This window comes from Sphingomonas sinipercae, from assembly GCF_011302055.1.
Taxonomy (GTDB): domain Bacteria; phylum Pseudomonadota; class Alphaproteobacteria; order Sphingomonadales; family Sphingomonadaceae; genus Sphingomicrobium; species Sphingomicrobium sinipercae.
Window position 1 is genome coordinate 348,687 of sequence record NZ_CP049871.1, and the last position, 20,957, is coordinate 369,643.

Below are 20,957 nucleotides of genomic sequence, written 5' to 3' on the forward strand. Positions count from 1 at the left end.
CTATTTAGGCGTCGGCGAGCCGAAAACCAGACGGCAGTAAGCCGGTAGTCAATCCGTCGGCCAATTCGCGGCCGTCCACGCCCGCTTCGCGCATCGCGGCGAGCGTCGGCGCCTGGTCGCGCTTGGCCAGCCGCCGGCCGTCGTCGTGAACGACGAGCTTGTGGTGGAGATAGGTCGGCTCCGGCAGTTCCAGCAGCAGCTGCAGCAGGCGCTGGATCGGCGTGGAAGGGCGCAGGTCGGCGCCGCGCACGACGAGCGTGACGCCGCTTGCGGCATCGTCGACGACGCAGGCCAGGTGGTAAGCGGCGGGGGCGTCCTTGCGGGCAAGGATGGCATCGCCGACGTCCGTTGCTTTGGCGCGGTGGATGCTGCCGTCCTGCTCGGCCCAGCCCGGTAGCGGACACCGTTCCAGCGCCCGGGCGCTGTCGAGCCGCCAGCTATGCGGCGTCGAAGCGCGTCTCTCCGGGTCGTCGGGCAGGCCGCGGCAGGTCCCGGGGTAATGGAGCCCGGGGTCGCCGTGCGGGGCGGCGGCGACCTGGACAATGTCCGCGCGGGTGCAAAAGCAGGGGTAGGCAAGTCCGTCCGCGCGCAGCCGGTCAAGCGCGTCGAGGTAAGCGGCCGCCCGCTGCGACTGGACGATCGCCGGCCCGTCCCAATCGAGCCCGAGCCAGCGCATGTCCTCTTGGATCCCATCAACGAATTCGGGACGGCTTCGAGTCTGGTCGAGGTCCTCGATCCGCAGCAGGAAGCGGCCGCCGGCACTCCGCGCCGCCGCGTGGCCCAAAACGGCGCTGTAGGCATGGCCGAGGTGAAGCCTGCCCGTTGGCGAGGGCGCGAAGCGGGACGTCAGCATTTCACGCCCTTGCCGACATTGAGCACTTGACCGCGAGTCATCGAAAATGCTGTCATCACCTTGTCACGCCGGGTTGGCATCCGGTTGGTCACAAGGGAAGACGGGCCTGAACGGACCCATCTCCTCCTTGCGTGCGACAGGGCCGGAGAAATGTTCGTCGGGCAACGGACGAAAGGTCATTGCCCGCGCATGTATCATCCCGAGGTCATTCGTCATCCCGAAAGCTGTCCGGCGCTGGTGCTCAACGCCGATTACACGCCTCTGTCTTATTATCCGCTGAGCCTTTGGCCGTGGCAGACGGCGGTCAAGGCGATGTTCCTGGAGCGGGTCGACGTGGTCGCCCATTACGAGCGCGAAGTACACAGCCCGAGCCGGGCGCTGAAACTGCCGTCCGTGATCGCGCTGCGCCAGTTCGTGAAGCCCAACGAATATCCGGCATTCACCCGGTTCAACCTGTTCCTTCGCGACCGCTTCCGCTGCGTGTTCTGCGGGTCGCCCCGCGAATTGACGTTCGATCACGTCATTCCGCGCTCGCAGGGCGGCCGGACGACCTGGGAAAATGTTGCGACGGCCTGCGCCCCGTGCAACCTGCGCAAGGGCGGCCGAACGCCGCGCCAAGCCGGAATGCACATGGAGCGCGAGCCGATCCGCCCGACGAGCTGGCAATTGCAGGACCATGGGCGCGGCTTCCCGCCCAACTACCTGCACGAAACGTGGCGCGACTACCTGTATTGGGACATCGAGCTCGACCCGTAATGGCGGCGAATTTATCCCGCCATTAACCATTATCGGCCAGACTGTGGGCATGGATGCGCTATTTCTCCGTGATGCGGCAGATCAGCCGCGCCTGCTGATCATCGAGCCCAATCGCTCGTACCTCGGCGTGTTCGCGCGCCGGCTGGCGCCGTTCGGCTTCCGCATCGCCACTGCGCTCAACGTCCACGACGGGCTTGCCGAAATGCAGCGGATGCCGGTGGACCTGGTCCTGTGCGCGGTACGGATGCCGGGGACGGGCGGGATCGAGCTGGTCCGGATGCTCCGAGAGGATCCGGTGCAGCGCTACCTTCCGGTGATCCTGCTCGGCGGCCGCTCCGACGGCGCTGACCTGATCAAGGCTTTCGATGCCGGCGCGGACGGAGTCATCCGCAAGCCGTTCGACTTTGCTGTCGTCGCCGCCCGGCTCCGGCGGGAAATCGACCGCTCCCACGCCATCGCCAGGCTGCGCGCCGACAATGCCGCGCTGGATGCCCGGATTACCAGCCGCGCCATCGAGCTTGGCGAATTGCGGGCCGCGCTTGCCGCCAGCGAAGCGGAACGCCGCCGGCTGGGCGTCGCCAACGCCGCTTAGCGGCGGGCGAGGAACTCCCGCACTTTCGGCGCGACATCGTCCCGCTCCAGCGCCAGCGCGAGATTGGCGATGACGAAACCGGCAGCGCTGCCGCAATCGTGCCTTTCCCCGTCGAACAGGAAGCCGTGGAACGGCTGCTTGCCGATCAGCTTGGCCATCGCGTCGGTCAACTGGATTTCGCCGCCGGCGCCGGTTTCCTGCGCATCGAGTTCGCGCATGACTTCGGGCTGCAGGATGTAACGCCCCGGAAGCATCAGGTTCGACGGCGCGGTCCCGGGCGCGGGCTTTTCGACCAGGCCGCGGATTTCGGTCAGCCGGCCTTTCGTCTCGCCCGGATCGATGACTCCATATTGGTGGGTCTGGTCATCGGGCACTTCCAGCGCCGCCACGACGTTGCCACCGACCTGTTCGTAGGCCGCGACCATCTGCTTCAGGCAATTGGGCTTGCCCAGCATCAGCTCATCGGGAAGCAGCACCGCGAACGGCTCGTCGCCGACGATGTCGCGCGCGCACCAGACCGCATGGCCAAGGCCGAGCGGCTGCTGCTGCCGGACCGAGACGAGCTCGCCGAAGCCGGTGCGTGACGGCGCGAGGGGGTCGAGGCTCTTGCCCTTGGACGCCATCGTCGTCTCAAGCTCGAACGCAATGTCGAAATAGTCGTCCAGACTGCCCTTGCCGCGGCCGGTGACGAAGATCAGCTGCTCGATGCCGGCCTCGCGCGCCTCATCGACCGCATATTGGATCAGCGGGCGATCGACGATCGTCAGCATTTCCTTGGGGGTGGCCTTGGTTGCCGGGAGCAAGCGGGTGCCCAGGCCGGCGACCGGGAAAACGGCTTTTCGAACGGGCTTGATCATGTTGGCTTGACGGGTCCTTCGGCACTGGCGCTCGCGTCATCGTCCTGCGTTTCGACCGGGGCGTCCGGCGCACCGCCGTTGGGCGGCGGCAGGTCGAAGCGGTCGCTTGCCCGCGGCGCGGACTTGCGCATCAGTTCGTCGACGCGGTCGGGGTCGGCGTAGGCAGGCGGGGTGAGCAATTGGTTCGGGGTCGGGACGACGTGCGCCATCAGCGGCTTGACCGGCAGCTTCTGGCCCGGCCCGGGGCGAAGCTCGGACGACTTGCCGCAGGCCGCCAGCAACAGCGGAAATACGGCGATGACGATGGCGCGTCGCATAGTTGAAGCGCGTAGCCGCTCGGCGGCGGCGGTTCCAGCCCGCTTGCGGCGGATGGCAGCGCCAACTAATCGCCGGCCATGGCCAATCGCACCTTCCTCCTCCTGCTTGCTGCTTCACTTTCGCTCGCCGGGTGCGGACGGCAGGGCGAAGGCGATCAGGGCGAACCGCAGGCGGAGGTGCCGGCGAAGGGCGCCGACCGCAGCCAGGCCGGAAAGCCCATTCCCGATACGGAGCTTCGTAACGCGGATGACGAGGCGGCGACGCTGCAGGAGGCGTCGGGGCAACCGCTGCTCGTCAATTTGTGGGCGACCTGGTGCGCGCCGTGTGTCAAGGAACTGCCGACGCTCGACGCGCTCAGCCGGCGACCGGGCGCGCCCAGGGTCGTTGCCGTTTCACAGGACATGGGGCCGCGCACGTCGGTCGAGGCGTTCCTCGACAAGGCCGGGGTCAAGGATCTGGAACGCTGGCACGACCCGAAGATGAGCCTGTCAGGCGCGCTCAATGCACAAGTGCTGCCGACGACCATCCTTTACGATTCGAACGGGCGGGAGGTGTGGCGCTTTATCGGCGACCTCGACTGGACCAGCGCGCAGGCGGCTAAGCTGCTGGCCGAGGCTCCTGCCGCCGCCGGCCCAGGCCGAGCAGCCGGCCGTCGATAGCGGCGAGCCCGAAAGCAATCAGGCCAAGGCCGAGGAAATCGCGAGCGGCGATCGTTTCGTGAAGGAACAGCCACCCGAGCAGGATCGCGACCGGAGGCACGAGCAGGGTCACCAGCAAGGCGTTGGTCGCCCCGGCCCGGTCGATCAGTCGGAAATAGAGCACGTAGCCGAGCGCGCTGCACACGACGGCTAGAGCGACGATGGCGCCCAGGGCAGCGGCGGACGGCATCGGCTGCAGCCAGGGCCGGTCGACGAGTAAGGCAAGCGGCAGCATCAGCAGGGCCCCGGCGGTGAGCTGGCCGGTGCTGACGGCGAGCGGCGAAATGCCCTGGCGGCGGTAACGCCGCGCCCAGACCCCGGCGAGCGCATAGGAGAAGGCGGCCGTGAGGCAGGCGATTTCGGCGAGGCTGTCGCTGCCCAGCGAGGCGAGCAGGTCGGGGCCGATCATCAGCGCCACGCCGCCAAAACCAAGCAGGACGCCGGCAACCTTGCGCGGGCTCATCCGCTCGTCGTCGGTGAACAGGTGGGCGACGACGACGCCCCAGATCGGCGTGGTCGCGTTGAGGATCGACGCGAGCCCGGCGGCGATGTGCGTTTGCCCCCAGCCAAACAGGGTGAACGGGATGGCGTTGTTGAGCAGCGCGAGCAACAGCATCGATGCCCAAGCGCTTCCCGGCAGGCCAAGCTTGCCGCCGCGCCACAGGACGTAGGCCCACAGCGCAACCGCCGCGAAGGACAGGCGCAGGAACACATACGTGAACGGCGGCACTTCGCGGACGGCGACGCTGATGAAGAAGAAAGCCGCGCCCCAGACAATCGCCAGGAACAGCAGGATCGCCCAGTCGGCGCGGTTCATGACGGAGCGGATCATCGGCACCGGATAGCCGGCGGTTGCCGCCGCCGCATCCTGAAGCTTGCGGCTAAAGCCGTGCCGATGAACCGTCATCCATGGCGGATATCAAAGGCATGGGCGGCCCGGCCAACAAATGCTGGCGCGAAGCCGATAAGGCCGGCTTATGCTCAGTCGCGCAGCAGTTCGTTGATGCTGGTCTTCGAACGCGTGCGCTCGTCGACTCGCTTGACTATCACCGCGCAGGCCAGCGACGGTCCGCCGCTGCTTCCGGGCATCGCGCCGGGCACGACCACCGAATAGGCCGGGACGCGCCCGTACATCACCTCGCCCGTGGCCCGGTCGACGATCCTGGTCGAAGCGCCCAGGAACACGCCCATCGACAGCACCGACCCTTCCTCGACGACCACGCCTTCGGCGACTTCGGAACGCGCGCCGATGAAGCAATTGTCCTCGATGATCACCGGCCCGGCCTGAAGCGGCTCAAGCACCCCGCCGATCCCCGCGCCGCCGGAAATGTGGACGTTGCGGCCGATCTGCGCGCAGCTGCCGACCGTCGCCCAGGTGTCGACCATCGTGCCTTCGCCAACATAAGCGCCGATGTTGACGAAGCTGGGCATCAGCACTGCGCCCGGCGCGATGTAGGCGCCGCGGCGAACGATGGCGCCGGGCACGGCGCGAAAGGCCGCGGCCTTGAACTCCGCTTCGCTCCAGCCGGCGAACTTCGAGGGCACCTTGTCCCACCAATTGGCGCCGCCCGGGCCGCCCGAAATCGCCTCCATCGGGTTGAGCCGGAACGACAGCAGCACGGCTTTTTTGAGCCACTGGTGCACCTGCCATCCATCGCCGGCCTTTTCGGCGATCCGTACTTCGCCGCTGTCGAGCGCGGCCAGCGCGGCCTCGACCGCATCGCGGACCTCGGCGTTCGAACCGTCGAGCGTTTCGCGCTCGTCCCAGGCGCGGTCGATGACCTGTTCAAGCTGTGCGTTCATCATCGTCCCCAATGATCGTTTCGAGCCAGGCGCCGACTTCGGCGATGCGGTGGTCGACATGCTCCGGCGTGTATCCGTGGCTGCCGCGTTCCGAGCCGTTGTCGACCCAGACCGTGGTCATCCCCAGATCCTTAGCGGGCTTCAAATTCTGCGCCATGTCTTCGACCATCAATGCCGCCGCCGGATCGATCGCGTAGCGCGCGCAAATGAGGTCATAGCCGTGGCGGTTGGGCTTGGGCCGAAGCTCGCTGGCGTGGATGTCGTGAAGCTCGTCGAAATGGCCGTGGATGCCGATCGCTTCGAGCACGCGGCGCGCATAAGGGCCGTCGCCATTGGTGAAGACGAACTTGCGGCCGGGCAGGCGATCGAGCGCGGCGGCGAGTCGGCGGTCCTCGCTGACCCTGTCCAAGGCAATGTCGTGGACGTCGTCAAGGAAGTCGTGCGGATCGACGCCATGTTCCTCCATCAATCCGGCGAGCGTGGTCCCGTGCTTGTGGAAGTGGCCCTTCTGCACCCGCCGCGCCTCGACCGGATCGCAGCCGAGCAAGCGCTGGATATAAGCGCCCATGCGCTCGTCGATGAGCGCGAACAGCCCGGTCGACGCCGGGTACAGGCAATTGTCGAGATCGAAGATCCAGTCTCGAACATGGGCAAAGCGGGCGTCCATCGACGGCGCGCTAGACGCTTTGGTTCAGACGGTGAAGCTCTCGCCGCAACCGCAGGCACCCTTGGCGTTGGGATTCTCGAACACGAAGCCGGCGGTGAAGTCGTCCTCGCGCCAGTCCATAACGCTGCCAATCAGATAGAGGACCGATGCGCCGTCCACGTAAAAGGTGCCGCCGGGCGTTTCGATCTTCTCGTCAAAAGCGATTTCGTCGGTCACATAGTCGACGGAGTAAGCAAGGCCGGAGCAGCCGCGGCGCGGGGTCGACAGCTTGACGCCGATCGCGTCGGCCGGGGCGCGCGCCATCAGGTCGGCGATGCGCTGCTCCGCCGATTGCGTGAGCGTGATCGCGGCCGGGCGGGCGCGGACCTTGCTGTGCTCGTTCATAACATTCCCAGTTCTAGGCGCGCTTCGTCGCTCATCTTCGCCGGGTCCCATGGCGGTTCCCAGACCAGCTTCACTTCGGCATCACGGATGCCCAGAACGCCAAGGACTCGAAGCTCGACTTCCTGCGGCATCGATTCCGCGACCGGGCAATGCGGGGTCGTCAAGGTCATGGTGACGACCGCGTCGCCATCCTCGCTGATGTCGACGTCGTAGATCAGGCCGAGCTCGTAAATGTCGACGGGAATCTCGGGATCGTAGATCGATTTCAATGCCTCGATCACGCGCTCCTTCAGCTCCTCGTTGCCGGCCGGCAGCGCGGTTTCGGTTTCGCCGGCCAGGAAGCCGGTCAGATAGTCGCGCTTGCGTTCGAAGGTTTCAGCGGGGCTTTCGACACGCGCCCGCGGCGGCGGCGTGACCGCCTCCACTTGCTCGACCTCGATCCGGCGTTCCTCGTTCATCCGAAAATCCGTTTCACTTGTTCAATACCGCGGACCAGCGCGGCGATGTCGGTACTGTCGCTGTGCGCCGCAAAGCTCGCCCGCGCCGTTGCCGGCACGCCCAGCCAGTCCATCAGCGGCTGCGCGCAATGGTGGCCGGCGCGAACCGCGACGCCCGCATCATCCAATATGGTGGCGGTATCGTGCGGATGCACCCCGTCGACGTTGAAGCTGACGATGCCCGCAGACTCTTCGGGGCCGTAGAGCGTCACGCCGCCAATCGCGCGCAAGGCGTCGCGGCATTCGGCGCCGAGCGCTGCTTCATGCGCTTGAATCTTCTCCATGCCGATGCCCTGCGCCCAGTCGATTGCGGCGTGCAGGCCGATGGCGCCGACGATATGCGGCGTTCCCGCCTCGAACCGTGCTGGCGCGCCGAGATAGGTGGTTTCGGCGAAGGTCACGCGGTCGATCATCGCCCCGCCGCCTTGCCACGGCGGCATCGAGCCCAGCAGGTCGGCGCGGCCCCACAAGGCCCCGATTCCGGTCGGGCCGTAGAGCTTGTGGCCGGAAAAGGCATAGAAGTCGCAGCCAAGCTCGGCGACCTTCACCGGCAGGCGCGGCACCGCCTGGCACCCGTCGAGCAGCAGCAGCGCGTCCTTCGAATGGGCGATCTCAGCCGCCCGGCGGGTGTCGAGCACGCTCCCAAGCGCGTTGGACACGTGGGCGAAGGCGACGACCAAATGCTCGCTGCTGATCATCTCCGCGGCGGCGTCGAGGTCGACCTGCCCGTCGGCGGTCAGCGGCACCGCGTCGACCTGGAAGCCGGCGAGCTGCCACGGGACGATGTTGCTGTGATGCTCCAGCGTCGACACCAGCACGCGCCGGCGCCCGGCGCGGGGCAGCGAATAAGCGACCAGGTTGATCGCCTCCGTCGCGCCGCGCGTGAAGACCAGCTCGTCCGCCTTGCCGCCGATCAGCCCGGCGGCGGCGGCGCGGGCGGCTTCGTAGCGGTCGGTCATTGTCGACGAGCGCTGGTAAACGCCGCGGTGCACCGTGGCATAATCGGCGCCGTAAGCTTGGGCGATTGCGTCGATCACCGCCTGCGGCTTTTGCGCGGTCGCGGCGCTGTCCAAATAATGCCAGTCGGCGATGCCCGGAAACTGGTCGCGCACGTTAAGGGACGATTTGGATTCGGGTTGGCGCGTTCATCGCGTGACGCTCCGCAATGCAGCGCGTGCCGCACTGGCGATTGCCTCGCGCTTGGCGTCGTCGGTAATGCCTTCCCACAGGCCGGTGACGAACCCTTCCAGCAGCAGCGCCTTGGCCGATGCCGGATCCATGCCCCGCGACATGGCGTAGAATAGCTGATCCTTGTCGAGCTCGCCGACCGTGGCGCCGTGCGCGCACTTCACGTCGTCGGCGTAGATTTCCAGTTCGGGCTTGGCATTGGCGGTTGCGCCGCGGTCGAGCAGCATCGCCTTGATCGACTGCTCGCCGTCGGTCTTCTGCGCGTCGCGCGCAACCTCGACCTTGCCGAGGTAGGAGCCGATCGCCTTGCCGCCGAGCACGCTGCGCACCGTCTGGCGTGAGCGGCCGCTGGGTTCGAGATGGCGGACGTTGGTGACGACTTCGTTGTTCGAATTTCCGCCGCCGATGTTGGCGACGAACAGGTCGAACTCGGCGCCTTCGCGCATGTGCACGATGACTTCGGTGCGGCCGTAAACGGGCGCGAAGTTGAGCGCGAACAGCCGCATCCGCGCGCCGGCTTCAAGCTCGATGCAGAGACGGCGGACCTGCACGTCGTCGCCGGTCGGAAGCCAGACCTGCTCGTGCGTCCGCCCGGCCCCGACCTCGACGATCGTCGGCTCGCCAAAATGGTCCCAGACCGATTTCAGCGCCTCCAGGTCGGCATAGCGCCATGCCTCCTGGGCGCGAGTGGGCAAGGGCGCGTTCATGCGACTTCGACGTAGCCTTCGCGCTCGAGCTCGTGGGCGAGTTCCGGCCCGCCGCTGCGCTCGATTCGGCCGGCGCGGAGCACGTGGACTCGGTCGGGGCGAACGTAGTCGAGCAAGCGCTGGTAATGGGTGATCAGCAGCACGCCCTTGTCCGGCTTGCGCATGATGCTGTTGATGCCCGCGCCGACGGCTTTGAGCGCATCGATGTCGAGGCCGCTGTCCGTCTCGTCGAGGATCGCGAAGGTCGGATCGATGATGCCCATCTGCACCATTTCCGCCCGCTTCTTCTCGCCGCCGGAAAAGCCGACATTGACCGGCCGCTTGAGCATCTCGGCGTCCATGCCGAGCGCCGCGGCCTGTGCGCGCGCGAGCTTGATGAACTCGGCGCCCGACAGTTCCGCTTCGCCGCGCGACCGGCGCTGCGAGTTCAGGCTTTCGCGCAGGAATTGCAGGTACGAAACGCCGGGGATTTCGACGGGATATTGGAAGCCGAGGAACAGGCCGGCGGCGGCGCGCTCGTGCGGCTCGAAGGCGAGGAGGTCGGCGCCGCCGAACGTGGCGCTGCCGTCCGTGATTTCGTAGCCGGGCCGCCCCGCAAGCACATAAGCAAGCGTCGACTTGCCCGACCCGTTCGGCCCCATGATCGCATGCACTTCGCCCGCCGGCACGTGCAGCGATACGCCGTTTAGGATCGGCTTGTCGGCTACCGTCGCGTGGAGGTTGGTGATCTCAAGCATTAGAAACTTCTCACGATCCAGGAGTCGAGTTTCGCGCCGGCATCGCGGTCTTCGCAAATCCGGAGGTATTCGGGCGAATTCAAGAAGGCGCGCGCCGCATCTTCGCTGCCGAAGCGGAGGATGACGATCTTGTCGACACCGGCACCGTCGCCATCGAACGGCTTCGGCTCCTCGTCGGCCGCAAGTACCTGCCCGCCACTCGTCGCGAACACCGCCGGAAAGGCAGCGGCGTAGCGCAGGTAGCGTTCCTTGTCGGTGAACCGAAGGTTTGCGACGACGAGTGCACCAGCCATCAGCCGACGCTTCCTTCAAGACTGATCCCGAGCAACTTCTGCGCCTCGACCGCGAACTCCATCGGCAGCTGTTTGAGCACCTCGCGGGCGAAGCCGTTGACGATCAGGGCGACGGCCGCTTCCTGGTCGAGCCCGCGCTGCATCGCGTAGAAGAGCTGGTCTTCGCTGATCTTCGACGTGGTCGCTTCATGCTCGATCTGCGCGGTTGGATTCTTGACCTCGATGTAGGGCACCGTGTGTGCGCCGCACTTGTCGCCGAGCAGCAGCGAATCGCACTGGGTGAAGTTGCGCACGTTCTCCGCGCCCGGAAGCACGCGCACCAGCCCGCGATAGGTGTTGTCGCTGCGGCCCGCGCTGATGCCTTTTGAGACGATCGTCGAGCGGGTGTTGGCGCCGATGTGGATCATCTTGGTGCCGGTGTCGGCCTGCTGGCGGTTGTTGGTCAGCGCGACCGAATAGAATTCGCCGACGCTGCCTTCGCCCTTCAAAATGCAGCTCGGGTATTTCCAGGTGATCGCGCTGCCGGTTTCGACCTGCGTCCAGCTGACCTTCGATCGCGCGCCGCTGCACAGCGCCCGTTTGGTGACGAAGTTGAAGATTCCCCCCTTGCCCTCGGCGTCGCCCGGATACCAATTCTGGACGGTCGAGTATTTCACTTCGGCATCCTCGTGCGCGAAGATTTCGACCACCGCGGCGTGCAGCTGGTTCTCGTCGCGCATCGGCGCAGTGCAGCCTTCGAGATAGGACACGTAGCTGCCCTTGTCGGCGACGATCAGCGTGCGCTCGAACTGGCCGGTATTTTCGGCATTGATCCGGAAATAGGTGCTCAGCTCCATCGGGCAGCGGACGCCCTCGGGGATGTAAACAAAGGTGCCATCGGAAAAGACCGCGGCGTTCAAACAGGCGAAGTAATTGTCGCGCTGCGGCACCACGCTGCCGAGATACTTGCGGACGAGGTCGGGGAACTCCTTCACCGCCTCGCTGATCGAGCGGAAGATGACGCCGGCGCGGTCGAGTTCCTCACGGAAGGTGGTCGCGACCGAGACGCTGTCGAACACCGCGTCGACCGCGACCTTGCGCGCGCCCTCGACGCCGGCGAGTACCTTCTGCTCCTCGATCGGAATGCCGAGTTTCTCGTAAGTGCGGCGGATCTCGGGGTCGAGTTCGTCGAGCGACGCGAGCCTCGGCTTCTGCTTCGGCTCGGCGTAATAATAAGCATCCTGGTAATCGATCGGCGGGATCGTCAGGTTCGCCCAGTCGACCTCCTTCATCTCCAGCCAGGCGCGATAGGCCTTGAGCCGCCACTCCAGCAGCCATTCCGGCTCGCCCTTCTTGGCCGAGATGAAGCGGACGGTGTCCTCGGTGAGGCCCTTGGGCGCGAACTCCTGCTCGATGTCGGTGGCAAAGCCCCACTCGTAATCGGCAAGCCTGTTGGCGGCTTCATGCGCCTCGCGGTTCTTGATGGCGGTCTGTTCGGTCACTGATTGCTCGCAAGGGAGTGGAGGGTGACCGCGCCGAGCGCGCCGCGAACGGCGTTGCTGACGATGTTCATGTGCGGCTTCACCCGGCAATGCGCGTCGAGCGCGCAGTCGGAAACTTCGTCGGAACCGCTGCACTGGGTCATTGCGATCGGGCCTTCGACCGCTTCGATGATGTCGGCCAGGCTGATCTGCTGCTCCGGGCGGGCGAGCGTGAAGCCGCCGCCGGCTCCGCGGACGCTGGAGAGCAGGCCGGCGCCCGCCAGCTTGCCCATCAGTTTCTGCGCGGTCGGAAGCGGTACGCCGGTTTCCTCGGCCAGCTCAGCCGCGGACAGCCGTTCGCCCGCGTCGCGGCGGGCGGCAGCGGTCATGATCACGACCGCATAATCGGCGAGATGGGTCAGGCGCATAGGCTAATTCGGAGCTTTCCAGTCCGATTTAGGCGCTTGGCCGCGCAAAGACAACCGGATAGGCGGGCAGCGATGTCGCTTTACCGCCTTTTGCGCCCGGCGCTGTTCGCGATCGATGCGGAGCCGGCGCACCGGCTGGCCATCGCCGGACTGAAGCTTGGGCCGTCGGGTCAGCCGCCGCGGTTCGACCCGCGCCTGGCGAGCAGGGTTGCAGGCCTGGCCTTTCCCTCGCCGGTCGGGATGGCGGCCGGATTCGACAAGGATGCCGAAGTCTTCGCCCCATTGCTCGGCCATGGCTGGGGCTTCGTCGAGGTCGGCACCGTCACGCCGCTGCCGCAACCCGGCAATCCAAAGCCGCGCTCGTTTCGGCTGGCCGAGGACGAAGCGGCGATCAACCGCTTCGGCTTCAACAGCCTGGGGCAGGGTGCGGCGTTGGCAAGGCTTGCCAAGCGCGATCGGACCCGGGGAATCGTCGGGGTCAATATCGGCGCCAACAAGGACAGTCCCGACCGGATTGCCGATTACGCCGAGGGTGTCCGGCGGATGGCCGGGGCGGCGGATTACCTGACGATCAACATCAGCTCCCCCAACACGCCGGGGCTGCGCGCGCTTCAGGATGAAGGCGCGCTGCGGGCGCTGCTGGCCGCGGTCAGGGACGCGCACAGCCCGGTCCCGGTGTTCCTGAAGGTCGCGCCGGACCAGTCGGAAGGCGAGCCGGAGCAGATCGTGCGGGCCGCGATCGACCATGGCATCGACGCGCTGGTCGTCGGCAATACGACGATTACGCGTCCGTTGTTGAAATCGCGGTACGGCGGTGAAAGCGGCGGGCTTTCGGGGCAGCCGCTCAAGCCGCTCGCGCTCGACGCGCTGCGCCGTTTCCGCAAGGCTAGCGGCGGGCAGTTGCCGCTGATCGGAGTCGGCGGAATTGGCTCGGTCGACGATGCCTGGGAACGGATCCGCGCCGGTGCCAACCTGGTGCAGCTGTACACGGCAATGATCTACGAAGGACCCGGCATTGGGCGCCGCATCGCCGAGGGCCTCGCGCGCAAGCTGGACGAGGCCGGCTTCGCCAGCATTGCCGAGGCGGTTGGGAGCGAGTAGCCGACGCCGATGCGTCGCCTGTCCCTGATCGCCGCCGCCGGCCTGATGTCGCTTGGAGGGTGCGCAGCCCCCGTCGCCATCGTTCCCGCTGCACCCGCCCCCGCCACCCAAAGCCCCGGCATGGTCAGCGCCGCCGACCCGCGCGCGGCGCAGGCGGGTGCCGAAATCCTTCGCGCGGGCGGAAGCGCGGCGGACTCAGCCATCGCGACGCTGGTCGCACTGACGGTGGTCGAACCGCAAAGCTCGGGCATCGGCGGCGGTGGATTCCTCGTCTACTCGGCGGGCGGGCAGCAGCCGCTGACCATCGACGGGCGTGAGACCGCACCGGCGGCCGCCGACGGGAAATGGTTTTACGAAGACGGCAAGCCGATGCCGATCGACCGGGCGATTCCCGGCGGGAAAAGCGTCGGCGTGCCCGGCAACGTGCAGCTGATGGCGCAGGCCCATCGCCGCTTCGGCAGGCTGCTGTGGGCGCGGCTGTTCGATCCAGCGATCAGGCTGGCCCGCGACGGGTTTGCGGTCACGCCGCGATTTCGCGAGTCGCTCGACCGGTTTCGTGCGACCGGCGCACTATCGCCCGAAGCGCGGGCCCTGTTCTATGCCGGGAACGGCGAGCCGAAGCCCGTAGGCGCGATGGTGCGCAACCCCGTCCTCGCCGAATATCTCGAGCATCTGGCCGCGGCGGGTCCCGACAGCTTTTACCGGGGCGGCAACGCCCACGCGATCGTCGCGACGGTCAACGGCAGCCGGCTGAACCCGTCGCGGATGTCGGCGCCGGACATTGCAGCTTATCGGGCGATCCCGCGCGAAGCGGTCTGCGGCACCTATCGCGGCTACCGGATTTGCGGGATGGGGCCGCCCTCGTCCGGCGCGACGACGGTCTATGCAATCCTCAAGCAGCTCGAGCGGTTCGACCTTGGCCGGCTCGGGCCCGGATCCCCGACCAGCTGGCATTTGTTCGCCGAATCGACCCGGCTCGCCTTCGCCGACCGCGACATTTACCTGGCCGACCCGTCGTTCGTCCGGGTGCCGGTCGCAGGGCTGACCGACGCCCGCTACCTGGCCTCACGATCGGCGATGATTTCGCCGACCAAGACCTTAACGGGGGTCGTTGCCGGAGACCCGGTTGGTGCGCCGCCAGCCTGCCCCGCGCCACCGGCGGCCGAGGCCGGCACGTCGCACTTCGTTGCCGTCGACCGCTGGGGCAATGTCGCCTCCCTGACCTCGACCATCGAAAGCGCGTTCGGCTCGGGGCTGATGGTCAACGGCTATTACCTCAATAACGAACTCACCGACTTCAATTTCGAACCGGTCAGGAACGGCTGCGCCGTCGCGAACCGGGTCGAAGGCGGCAAGCGGCCGCGCAGTTCGATGAGCCCGACCATCGTCTATGGCCCGGACGGCGACGTGCGGCTCGCCGTCGGCGCGGCGGGCGGAGCGACGATCATCGCCCAGGTCGCCAAGGCAATCATCGGCGTGGTCGACTGGAAGCTGAGCGCGCAGGACGCGATTGCCTTGCCGATGCTGTTCGCGCCCGGCGACACCGTGCTGGTCGAAAAGGGCACCAGCCTGGAAGCGATGATCCCGGCGCTGGAGAAGCTTGGCCACAAGGTCGTGGCGCGTGACGGCGGCTTCAAAGCGAACGCCATCGAACGCATCGACGGGCGCTGGGTCGGGGCCGCCGATCCGCGCAGCGAGGGCACGGCGGTCGCGCAATGAAGCAGGCCCGGCAGCTCGAGCATTTCGACAGCCTGGTCGACATGTTCCTGGCCCGCGTGCGCGAAAAGGGCGACGCGCCGTTCCTTTGGGGCAAGCGCGACAAGCAGTGGCAATCGGTCAGCTGGAACGAGGCGGCGCGACAGGTTGGCGCCTTTGCCGCGAGCCTGCGCAAGATTGGATTGAAGGCCGGCGACCGCGTCATGCTGGTCAGCGAGAACCGGCCCGAATGGCTGATCGCCGACCTTGCGATCATGGCCGCGGGCTGCGTGACCGTTCCCACCTACATCACCAACACCAGCCGCGATCACGGGCATATCCTGGGCAATTCCGGCGCCAAGGCAGTGATTGTATCAAGCCGCAAGCTGGCGAAGACGTTGCTGCCCGCAGTGCTGTTCGCGTCCGAATGCCACCATGTCATCGGCATTGAAGATGTCGCGCCGCCGCAGGGTGTCGAAGGCACCAGCTTCCATTCGTGGGCCGACATGATCGGCGGCGACGGCGACCTCGCGGCGATGACCGAGCGGGTCAAGGCGATGCGCCGGTCCGACCTTGCCTGTATCATCTACACCAGCGGCACCGGCGGCGCGCCGCGCGGCGTCATGCAGCATCACGGCGCCATCCTGCACAATGTCGCGGGCGCGACCGACGTCATCTCCACCGATTTCGGCTGGGCCGACGAAGTCTTCCTGTCGTTCCTTCCGGCCAGCCACGCGCTTGAGCATACCGGCGGCCAGATGTTCCCCGTCGGGCTTGGCGCGCAAATCTATTATGCGGAAAGCCTGGAGAAACTCGCCGCTAACATCGAGGAGACGAAGCCGACGATCATGATCGTCGTGCCGCGCTTGTTCGAGATGCTGCGCACGCGCATCCTCAAGGCCCTGGAAGGCGGCGGCGGCGTATCGCGTTACCTGTTCAAGCGGGCGATGCAGATCGGCCAGCACAAATATGACGGCAGGCTCAAGCCGTGGGACCTGCCGATGGACCGGTTGCTGGAGCTGACCGTCCGCAAGAAGGTGCGGGCAAAGGTCGGTGGGCGGACCAAGGCCTGGGTTTCCGGCGGGGCGCCGCTCAACCCCGAAATCGGAATCTTCTTCCAGTCGCTCGGGATCACCTTCCTCCAGGGCTATGGCCAGACCGAGGCGGCTCCGGTGATCAGCGCCAACCGGCTCAAGAGCGGCATTCGGCTCGACACGGTCGGGCCGCCGCTCAAAGACACCGAAGTCAGGATCGCGCCCGACGGCGAGATCATGGTCCGCGGCGAACTGGTAATGCACGGTTATTGGCGCAACCCGGAAGAAACGGCGCGGGTGCTTCAGGACCCCGGTGACGGGACTGGCGTCTGGCTGGCGACCGGCGACGTCGGCCATTTCGACGACAAGGGCCGGATCGTCATCACCGACCGCAAGAAGGACATCATCGTCAACGACAAGGGCGATAATATCGCCCCTCAGCGCGTCGAGGGGATGCTGACGCTGCAGCCGGAAATCGCGCAGGCAATGGTGTTCGGCGACCGCAAGCCGCACCTCGTCGCGCTGCTGGTCCCGGACCCGGAAATTGCCGGCAAGGCCGATGTGCAGCAGCGGTTGTCGGCGGCGGTCGATCGCGTCAATCGCGAGCTGTCGGTAATCGAACGGGTGCGCCGCTTCACGCTCTGCGAAACGCCGTTCACGGTCGAGAACGAGCAACTGACCCCGTCGATGAAGATCCGCCGCCACGTCATCACCGCCGCCTATCGGGAGCGGCTGGCGGGCCTTTACGGCCGCTAGCGGGCGACCTTCGCGTAGGGCGTGAACGCGCCCAGCGCGCAGCTGCCGCGCAACATGCCGGAACGCAGGTCGCGAACCTCGGCGATGTCGCCGCGGCAAAGCTGGCCGCCGCCAAGCGAGCGGGTCACCAGGGTATAGCCGGGCTGTCCAAGCCCATTGCACGCCCCTTCGATATCGTTGCGATAGATCGTCCGGCCGGAACCGAAGAGGATCGTCTGCGGTCCGATCGCCCGCATTTCGGCGGTGTCATGACGCGGCAGGCAGTCGCGCGGCGCGCCGGCCGTCCTGCCCGCGAGTTCGGCCGAGAGCTCGCTCTGCGCACGCGCCGAAAGGCCCGCCGGCGGCTGAACGGTGCAGCCGCCGGCCAGGCAGGGTGCCAGCAGCAGGAACGGCTTTACACTCATGGCTTCGTGTAGGGGACGAAGTCGCCGAGCGAACAATTGCCGACCGTCATCCCGCTGCGCACATCGGCAACCCGCGCAATGTCGCCGCTGCACAGGTTGGTCGAGGGCGAGCGCGTGACCAGCGAGTAGAAGCCGCTGCCAAGCTGGCTGCACCCGCCGGGCGGATCGTTGCGGTAAATCGTGCGGCCGCTGCGGAACAGGATCGTGTTGTCGTCGATGACGATCATTTCCCGGCGCTGGTTGGGCTGCAGGCATGACAGCGCGGGACCGGCGACGCGGCCGGCGAGCAACTGCTGCAGGCGACCCTGCGCCTGGCTGGTTCTCGACGCTGGCAACACCTCCGCGGCGCACCCGACGAGGGTGGCGGAAAGGAGCAGGACGGCGATGCTACGAGTCATGGCGACCTCCTGAAATGGGCGTTCCGCTTTCCAAACAAGCGCTCGACGAGCTTAACCGAAGCTGTCTTTTTCGCTGCGCAGGCGCGCGAACTTTTCGACGCCTGGACTACGAACGAAAGGGTTGGTCGCCCGTTCCTGCGCGACCGTGGTCGGAAGCGTGATTTCGCCGCGGCCGCGCATCGCGGTGACGGCGGCCAAGCGCTCGGCGATGGCGGCGCTTTCCGGCTCGGCATGCGCGGCGAACCGGGCGTTGCCCAGCGTATATTCGTGCGCGCAATAAAGGCGCGTGTCGGGCGACAGGCCGGCAATCCGCTGCAGCGCGTCGAACATCTGCGCGGCCGTGCCCTCGAACAGGCGCCCGCAGCCCATGGCGAAGATCGTGTCGCCGACGAATGCGATGCCGTCCGCCTCGAACACCAGGCCGATGTGGTCGAGCGTATGGCCGGGAATTTCGATCACTCGGCCGACGTGCGCGCCTAGGCGGATTTCAGCCCTTTCGCGCAATTCGACATCGCGGCCGGGAATGCGCTCGCCCGCCGGGCCGGAAACGGTCGCTCGCGCCGCATCCTTGACGGCCAGGTTCCCGCCGGTGTGGTCGGGGTGCCAATGCGTGTTCCAGACCTGGCTGATGCGCCACCCGCGCCGCTCGGCTTCGGCCAGCACCGGCACGGCGTCGCCGGGGTCGACGACCGCGGTTTCACCGCTGTCGGGATCGTGAACCAGCCAGATGTAATTATCGCTGAAGGCAGGGACCGGGACGATCTCCAGCATCACCATTCGCCGCTGTTCGGCATCGACGCCCAGGGCTCGGCGGGCGCGAGCGCCGCGTCCTTCTGCAGCAGTTCGATAGAGATGTTGTCGGGCGAGCGCACGAAGGCCATCCGCCCATCGCGCGGCGGCCGGTTGATGGTCACGCCGGCGTCCATCAATTGCTGGCACAGCGCGTAAATGTCGTCGACCTGGTACGCCAAGTGGCCGAAGTTGCGGCCGCCGGGATAAGCGTCGGACTGATCCCAATTGTGGGTCAATTCCACCTCCGCATCCTCGCCCGGAACGCCCAGGAAAATTAGCGTGAAACGACCGCCTTCATTGTCCATCCGCCGGCGCTCTTCGAGCCCGAGGAGGGTGAAGAAGCCAATGGTGGCCTCCGGGTCTTTGACGCGAAGCATGGTGTGGAGGAAGCGCATGCGAATAGCCTTACTCCACCGCGGTTGAACTTGCATCGGCAAGTCCGCCGACCGTGCGCAGGATCAGATCGATTTCATTCGGCTCGGACAATCGATGCCCGCCGCCCTTGACGATCGTCAGCTGGATGTCCGGCGATTGAAGCTGCTGCAGCAACCGGTAAGCGACCGGCAGCGGCACATCGCCGTCATTCTCGCCATGCAATAGCCGCACTGGGCAGGTGACGGGGATCGGCTTGTCCAGCACGCACAACGGCCCGCCGGATTGCAGGAAGCCAAGCGTCATTATCGGTGGGCCATCGACCTTGCCGGCCTTCGCGATGTGGGCGCGCTGGTCGTCGCTAAACCCCCAGTCGGTGAAGTCCGGGGCAGCGGCGATGCCGACGAAAGCGGCGATACGATCGGGCCGCTGAAGCGCCAGGTGAAGGCCGATCCAGCCGCCCATCGACGATCCGACGACGATCACTGGTCCGCTCGTCAAACGGTCGATGACGGCAAGCGATTCCGCCAGCCAGCGGTCCAGCGTTCCTTCCTCGAAATTGCCGGGCGACGAACCGGTGCCCGAATAATCGAAGCGCATCATCGTCCGCCCACGGCGTTCGGCAAGCGCGTCGAGCGCGAGCGCCTTGGCGCCGTCCATGTCCGACGCGTAGCCCGGAAGGAACAGGATTGCCGGGCCGCCGCCTTCACGCAGCCGGTACGCGATTCGCCGGCCCTCGACGTCGAGTTGCTGGAGCTCAGGAGTCACGGCGTCGATCTGTCGAGGCGGCCGCCAGGCCTTAGGTCATTGCCCGGTCGACGACCCACATGATGAGAATGAAAATGATCGCGGCGGCAACCGCGATGGTGATGAGCACCGGGGTCGTCTTTGAGCGACGGCGGTCGCGCTTGCGCGCGCGGCGGGCGCTCTTCTTCCGGAAATACGCTTCCCAATCGTCCATCGGTTGCAATTAAGCGCAGCATTCGCGGACTCGTCAAGGACGTCGCCAAGCGGCGATCAAGCGACCAGCCCGCGCGATTCAAGCTCTTCGCGCGCCTGGTCGACGCGATCATCGGCGGACTGCCGCGCAACCCACTCGGAAAGCTCGGCAAGCCCCTCCTGAAAATCCTTTTTGGCGAGGAAGCCAAGCTTGTCGGCGGCCCTGGCGCCGTCGCAGAAGCAATGACGGATGTCGCCGATCCGCGATTTGCCGACGATCTCCGGCTCGATATCGTTGCGCTTCAGCGCCGTCGCCAGTTCGCGCGCGACGTCGTTGACGCTGCGATGCTTGCCGGAGCCGATGTTGAGCACTTCGCCGACGACATCCGGGTGAACCAGGGCGTCGCAAAAAGCGCGGGCGACGTCGCCGACATAGACGAAGTCGCGCCGCTGCTCGCCGTCTTCATAGACCAGGGGTCGCTGGCCGTTGAGCAGCCGCGACGAGAAGATCGCGAGCACGCCGGTGTACGGGTTGGAAAGCGCCTGGCCGGGCCCATAGACGTTGAACAGCCGCAGGCACGTGCCCTCCATGCCATAGGCGTTGGTCATGATCAGCGTCTGGCGTTCCTGCACATATTTGCCGAGCGCGTAGATGGATTCGAGGCTTGGCCGCTTCGATTCCGGGGTCGCGACGGGGGTCAGCGGCCGGCCGAGCGAATCGAGTGGCTCGTAGCCTTGGTCGGCGCCCTGGCGCGGCTGGCGCTTGGCGTCGTGGACCAGGGCGCCGTCGGCATCGCGGTAGAGGCCTTCGCCGTAGATGCTCATCGACGACGCCGTGACGACCCGGCGGACGGGCCGTTCGATCAGCGCTTCCAACAGCACCGCCGTGCCGACTTCGTTGGCGGAGGTGTAGCGTTCGACCTCGTACATCGACTGGCCCACGCCGACTTCGGCGGCCAGGTGGACGATGCTGTCGACGCCATCGAGCGCGCGCGCCACCGCATCCTTGTCGCGGACGTCGCCGCGGATGAATTCGGCCTCCTTGGAAAGATCGGCGGGTGCGCTGTCGCCGTGGACTTGCTCGACCAGGCTGTCGAGTACCCGCACCCTGTTGCCGCGTTCCAGCAGCATTCGGACGACGTTGCGGCCGATGAAGCCGGCGCCGCCGGTGACCAGGACTGTTTCGCGCAACGTGGTTCCCTCTCTTGTCGCCGGCCCGGCCTGTGCC

General features: G+C 66.6%; 27 protein-coding genes. 6 read left to right on the forward strand and 21 right to left on the reverse strand.

The genetic code is table 11. The features are described from left to right. Nucleotides 1–4 precede the first annotated feature (4 nt). Nucleotides 5–853: a tRNA glutamyl-Q(34) synthetase GluQRS gene (gluQRS, locus tag G7078_RS01850; protein ID WP_166092404.1), complete on the reverse strand. Its 849-nt coding sequence runs from the start codon at nucleotides 851–853 to the stop codon at nucleotides 5–7. A gap of 189 nt (nucleotides 854–1,042) precedes the next feature. On the opposite strand from gluQRS, the gene G7078_RS01855 reads away from it, so the two are divergent. After that, nucleotides 1,043–1,609, forward strand: coding sequence for an HNH endonuclease (locus G7078_RS01855; RefSeq protein WP_166096037.1), 567 nt, complete (start codon nucleotides 1,043–1,045; stop codon nucleotides 1,607–1,609). A gap of 49 nt (nucleotides 1,610–1,658) precedes the next feature. Next, nucleotides 1,659–2,201 (forward strand): response regulator, encoded by a 543-nt coding sequence (locus G7078_RS01860; RefSeq protein WP_166092407.1) that lies wholly within the window; start codon nucleotides 1,659–1,661, stop codon nucleotides 2,199–2,201. Here the strand turns inward: G7078_RS01860 and G7078_RS01865 are convergent. Further along, nucleotides 2,198–3,058, reverse strand: a complete 861-nt coding sequence (locus G7078_RS01865; RefSeq protein WP_166092409.1) for a UTP--glucose-1-phosphate uridylyltransferase — start codon at nucleotides 3,056–3,058, stop codon at nucleotides 2,198–2,200. The two genes, G7078_RS01860 and G7078_RS01865, sit on opposite strands and share 4 nt — an antisense overlap. Then, nucleotides 3,055–3,375: a hypothetical protein gene (locus tag G7078_RS01870; protein WP_246166413.1), complete on the reverse strand. Its 321-nt coding sequence runs from the start codon at nucleotides 3,373–3,375 to the stop codon at nucleotides 3,055–3,057. The genes G7078_RS01865 and G7078_RS01870 overlap by 4 nt, the downstream gene beginning before the upstream one ends. A gap of 78 nt (nucleotides 3,376–3,453) precedes the next feature. Here G7078_RS01870 and G7078_RS01875 point away from each other — a divergent pair, with 78 nt between their 5' ends. Beyond that, entirely contained in the window at nucleotides 3,454–4,035 is a 582-nt protein-coding gene (locus G7078_RS01875) for a TlpA family protein disulfide reductase (protein WP_166092412.1), read from the forward strand. Here G7078_RS01875 and G7078_RS01880 read toward each other — a convergent pair. The 11 genes from G7078_RS01880 to G7078_RS01930 all read right to left on the reverse strand — a co-directional run bounded on the left by G7078_RS01880 (nucleotide 3,974) and on the right by G7078_RS01930 (nucleotide 12,238). Further along, nucleotides 3,974–4,981 (reverse strand): DMT family transporter, encoded by a 1,008-nt coding sequence (locus G7078_RS01880; protein WP_206367461.1) that lies wholly within the window; start codon nucleotides 4,979–4,981, stop codon nucleotides 3,974–3,976. The two genes, G7078_RS01875 and G7078_RS01880, sit on opposite strands and share 62 nt — an antisense overlap. A 74-nt stretch (nucleotides 4,982–5,055) precedes the next feature. Next, nucleotides 5,056–5,877 (reverse strand): 2,3,4,5-tetrahydropyridine-2,6-dicarboxylate N-succinyltransferase, encoded by an 822-nt coding sequence (gene dapD, locus G7078_RS01885; protein ID WP_206367462.1) that lies wholly within the window; start codon nucleotides 5,875–5,877, stop codon nucleotides 5,056–5,058. After that, nucleotides 5,861–6,544 carry a pyrimidine 5'-nucleotidase gene (locus G7078_RS01890; RefSeq protein ID WP_166092416.1) on the reverse strand — a complete coding sequence of 228 codons (684 nt, stop codon included), beginning with the start codon at nucleotides 6,542–6,544 and terminating at the stop codon, nucleotides 5,861–5,863. The genes dapD and G7078_RS01890 overlap by 17 nt, the downstream gene beginning before the upstream one ends. Before the next feature lie 24 nt (nucleotides 6,545–6,568). Beyond that, a complete protein-coding gene (locus G7078_RS01895; protein ID WP_166092418.1) occupies nucleotides 6,569–6,928 on the reverse strand; it encodes a HesB/IscA family protein in 360 nt (119 codons plus the stop codon). After that, complete coding sequence (locus G7078_RS01900) at nucleotides 6,925–7,386, reverse strand: SUF system Fe-S cluster assembly protein (RefSeq protein WP_166092421.1); 462 nt, start codon at nucleotides 7,384–7,386, stop codon at nucleotides 6,925–6,927. Before G7078_RS01900 ends, G7078_RS01895 begins: the two co-directional genes overlap by 4 nt. Continuing rightward, nucleotides 7,383–8,537, reverse strand: a complete 1,155-nt coding sequence (locus G7078_RS01905; protein WP_166092424.1) for a cysteine desulfurase — start codon at nucleotides 8,535–8,537, stop codon at nucleotides 7,383–7,385. Before G7078_RS01905 ends, G7078_RS01900 begins: the two co-directional genes overlap by 4 nt. 33 nt (nucleotides 8,538–8,570) lie before the next feature. After that, complete coding sequence (locus G7078_RS01910) at nucleotides 8,571–9,320, reverse strand: SufD family Fe-S cluster assembly protein (RefSeq protein WP_166092426.1); 750 nt, start codon at nucleotides 9,318–9,320, stop codon at nucleotides 8,571–8,573. Then, nucleotides 9,317–10,057, reverse strand: coding sequence for a Fe-S cluster assembly ATPase SufC (sufC, locus tag G7078_RS01915; protein ID WP_166092429.1), 741 nt, complete (start codon nucleotides 10,055–10,057; stop codon nucleotides 9,317–9,319). The genes G7078_RS01910 and sufC overlap by 4 nt, the downstream gene beginning before the upstream one ends. Next, nucleotides 10,057–10,350 carry a DUF1330 domain-containing protein gene (locus G7078_RS01920; RefSeq protein WP_166092431.1) on the reverse strand — a complete coding sequence of 98 codons (294 nt, stop codon included), beginning with the start codon at nucleotides 10,348–10,350 and terminating at the stop codon, nucleotides 10,057–10,059. The genes sufC and G7078_RS01920 overlap by 1 nt, the downstream gene beginning before the upstream one ends. Beyond that, nucleotides 10,350–11,831 carry a Fe-S cluster assembly protein SufB gene (sufB, locus tag G7078_RS01925; RefSeq protein WP_166092434.1) on the reverse strand — a complete coding sequence of 494 codons (1,482 nt, stop codon included), beginning with the start codon at nucleotides 11,829–11,831 and terminating at the stop codon, nucleotides 10,350–10,352. Before sufB ends, G7078_RS01920 begins: the two co-directional genes overlap by 1 nt. Next, nucleotides 11,828–12,238 carry an SUF system Fe-S cluster assembly regulator gene (locus G7078_RS01930; protein WP_166092436.1) on the reverse strand — a complete coding sequence of 137 codons (411 nt, stop codon included), beginning with the start codon at nucleotides 12,236–12,238 and terminating at the stop codon, nucleotides 11,828–11,830. Before G7078_RS01930 ends, sufB begins: the two co-directional genes overlap by 4 nt. 72 nt (nucleotides 12,239–12,310) lie before the next feature. On the opposite strand from G7078_RS01930, the gene G7078_RS01935 reads away from it, so the two are divergent. Genes G7078_RS01935 through G7078_RS01945 form a run of 3 tightly spaced genes read left to right on the forward strand, consistent with a single transcriptional unit; the run spans nucleotide 12,311 to nucleotide 16,824 of the window. Then, entirely contained in the window at nucleotides 12,311–13,339 is a 1,029-nt protein-coding gene (locus tag G7078_RS01935) for a quinone-dependent dihydroorotate dehydrogenase (protein WP_166092439.1), read from the forward strand. Nucleotides 13,340–13,348: 9 nt separating this feature from the next. Next, nucleotides 13,349–15,058 carry a gamma-glutamyltransferase family protein gene (locus G7078_RS01940; protein WP_166092441.1) on the forward strand — a complete coding sequence of 570 codons (1,710 nt, stop codon included), beginning with the start codon at nucleotides 13,349–13,351 and terminating at the stop codon, nucleotides 15,056–15,058. Continuing rightward, nucleotides 15,055–16,824: an AMP-dependent synthetase/ligase gene (locus G7078_RS01945; RefSeq protein ID WP_166092443.1), complete on the forward strand. Its 1,770-nt coding sequence runs from the start codon at nucleotides 15,055–15,057 to the stop codon at nucleotides 16,822–16,824. The genes G7078_RS01940 and G7078_RS01945 overlap by 4 nt, the downstream gene beginning before the upstream one ends. On the opposite strand, the gene G7078_RS01950 is transcribed toward G7078_RS01945, so the two are convergent. The 7 genes from G7078_RS01950 to G7078_RS01980 are packed head-to-tail and all read right to left on the reverse strand — an operon-like array spanning nucleotide 16,821 to nucleotide 20,920. Beyond that, nucleotides 16,821–17,228 carry a hypothetical protein gene (locus G7078_RS01950; protein WP_166092445.1) on the reverse strand — a complete coding sequence of 136 codons (408 nt, stop codon included), beginning with the start codon at nucleotides 17,226–17,228 and terminating at the stop codon, nucleotides 16,821–16,823. The genes G7078_RS01945 and G7078_RS01950 overlap by 4 nt on opposite strands. Further along, complete coding sequence (locus G7078_RS01955; RefSeq protein WP_166092447.1) at nucleotides 17,225–17,626, reverse strand: hypothetical protein; 402 nt, start codon at nucleotides 17,624–17,626, stop codon at nucleotides 17,225–17,227. The genes G7078_RS01950 and G7078_RS01955 overlap by 4 nt, the downstream gene beginning before the upstream one ends. Before the next feature lie 51 nt (nucleotides 17,627–17,677). Next, nucleotides 17,678–18,403: a hydroxyacylglutathione hydrolase gene (gene gloB / locus G7078_RS01960; protein ID WP_166092449.1), complete on the reverse strand. Its 726-nt coding sequence runs from the start codon at nucleotides 18,401–18,403 to the stop codon at nucleotides 17,678–17,680. Beyond that, entirely contained in the window at nucleotides 18,397–18,813 is a 417-nt protein-coding gene (locus tag G7078_RS01965) for a VOC family protein (protein ID WP_166092451.1), read from the reverse strand. Before G7078_RS01965 ends, gloB begins: the two co-directional genes overlap by 7 nt. Before the next feature lie 10 nt (nucleotides 18,814–18,823). After that, entirely contained in the window at nucleotides 18,824–19,558 is a 735-nt protein-coding gene (locus G7078_RS01970; protein ID WP_246166414.1) for an alpha/beta fold hydrolase, read from the reverse strand. Between the two features lie 31 nt (nucleotides 19,559–19,589). Further along, on the reverse strand, nucleotides 19,590–19,751 hold the full coding sequence (locus G7078_RS01975) for a hypothetical protein (RefSeq protein ID WP_166092452.1): 162 nt from the start codon (nucleotides 19,749–19,751) through the stop codon (nucleotides 19,590–19,592). Between the two features lie 56 nt (nucleotides 19,752–19,807). Next, nucleotides 19,808–20,920 (reverse strand): SDR family NAD(P)-dependent oxidoreductase, encoded by a 1,113-nt coding sequence (locus G7078_RS01980; protein ID WP_166092454.1) that lies wholly within the window; start codon nucleotides 20,918–20,920, stop codon nucleotides 19,808–19,810. Between the last annotated feature and the right edge of the window lie 37 nt (nucleotides 20,921–20,957).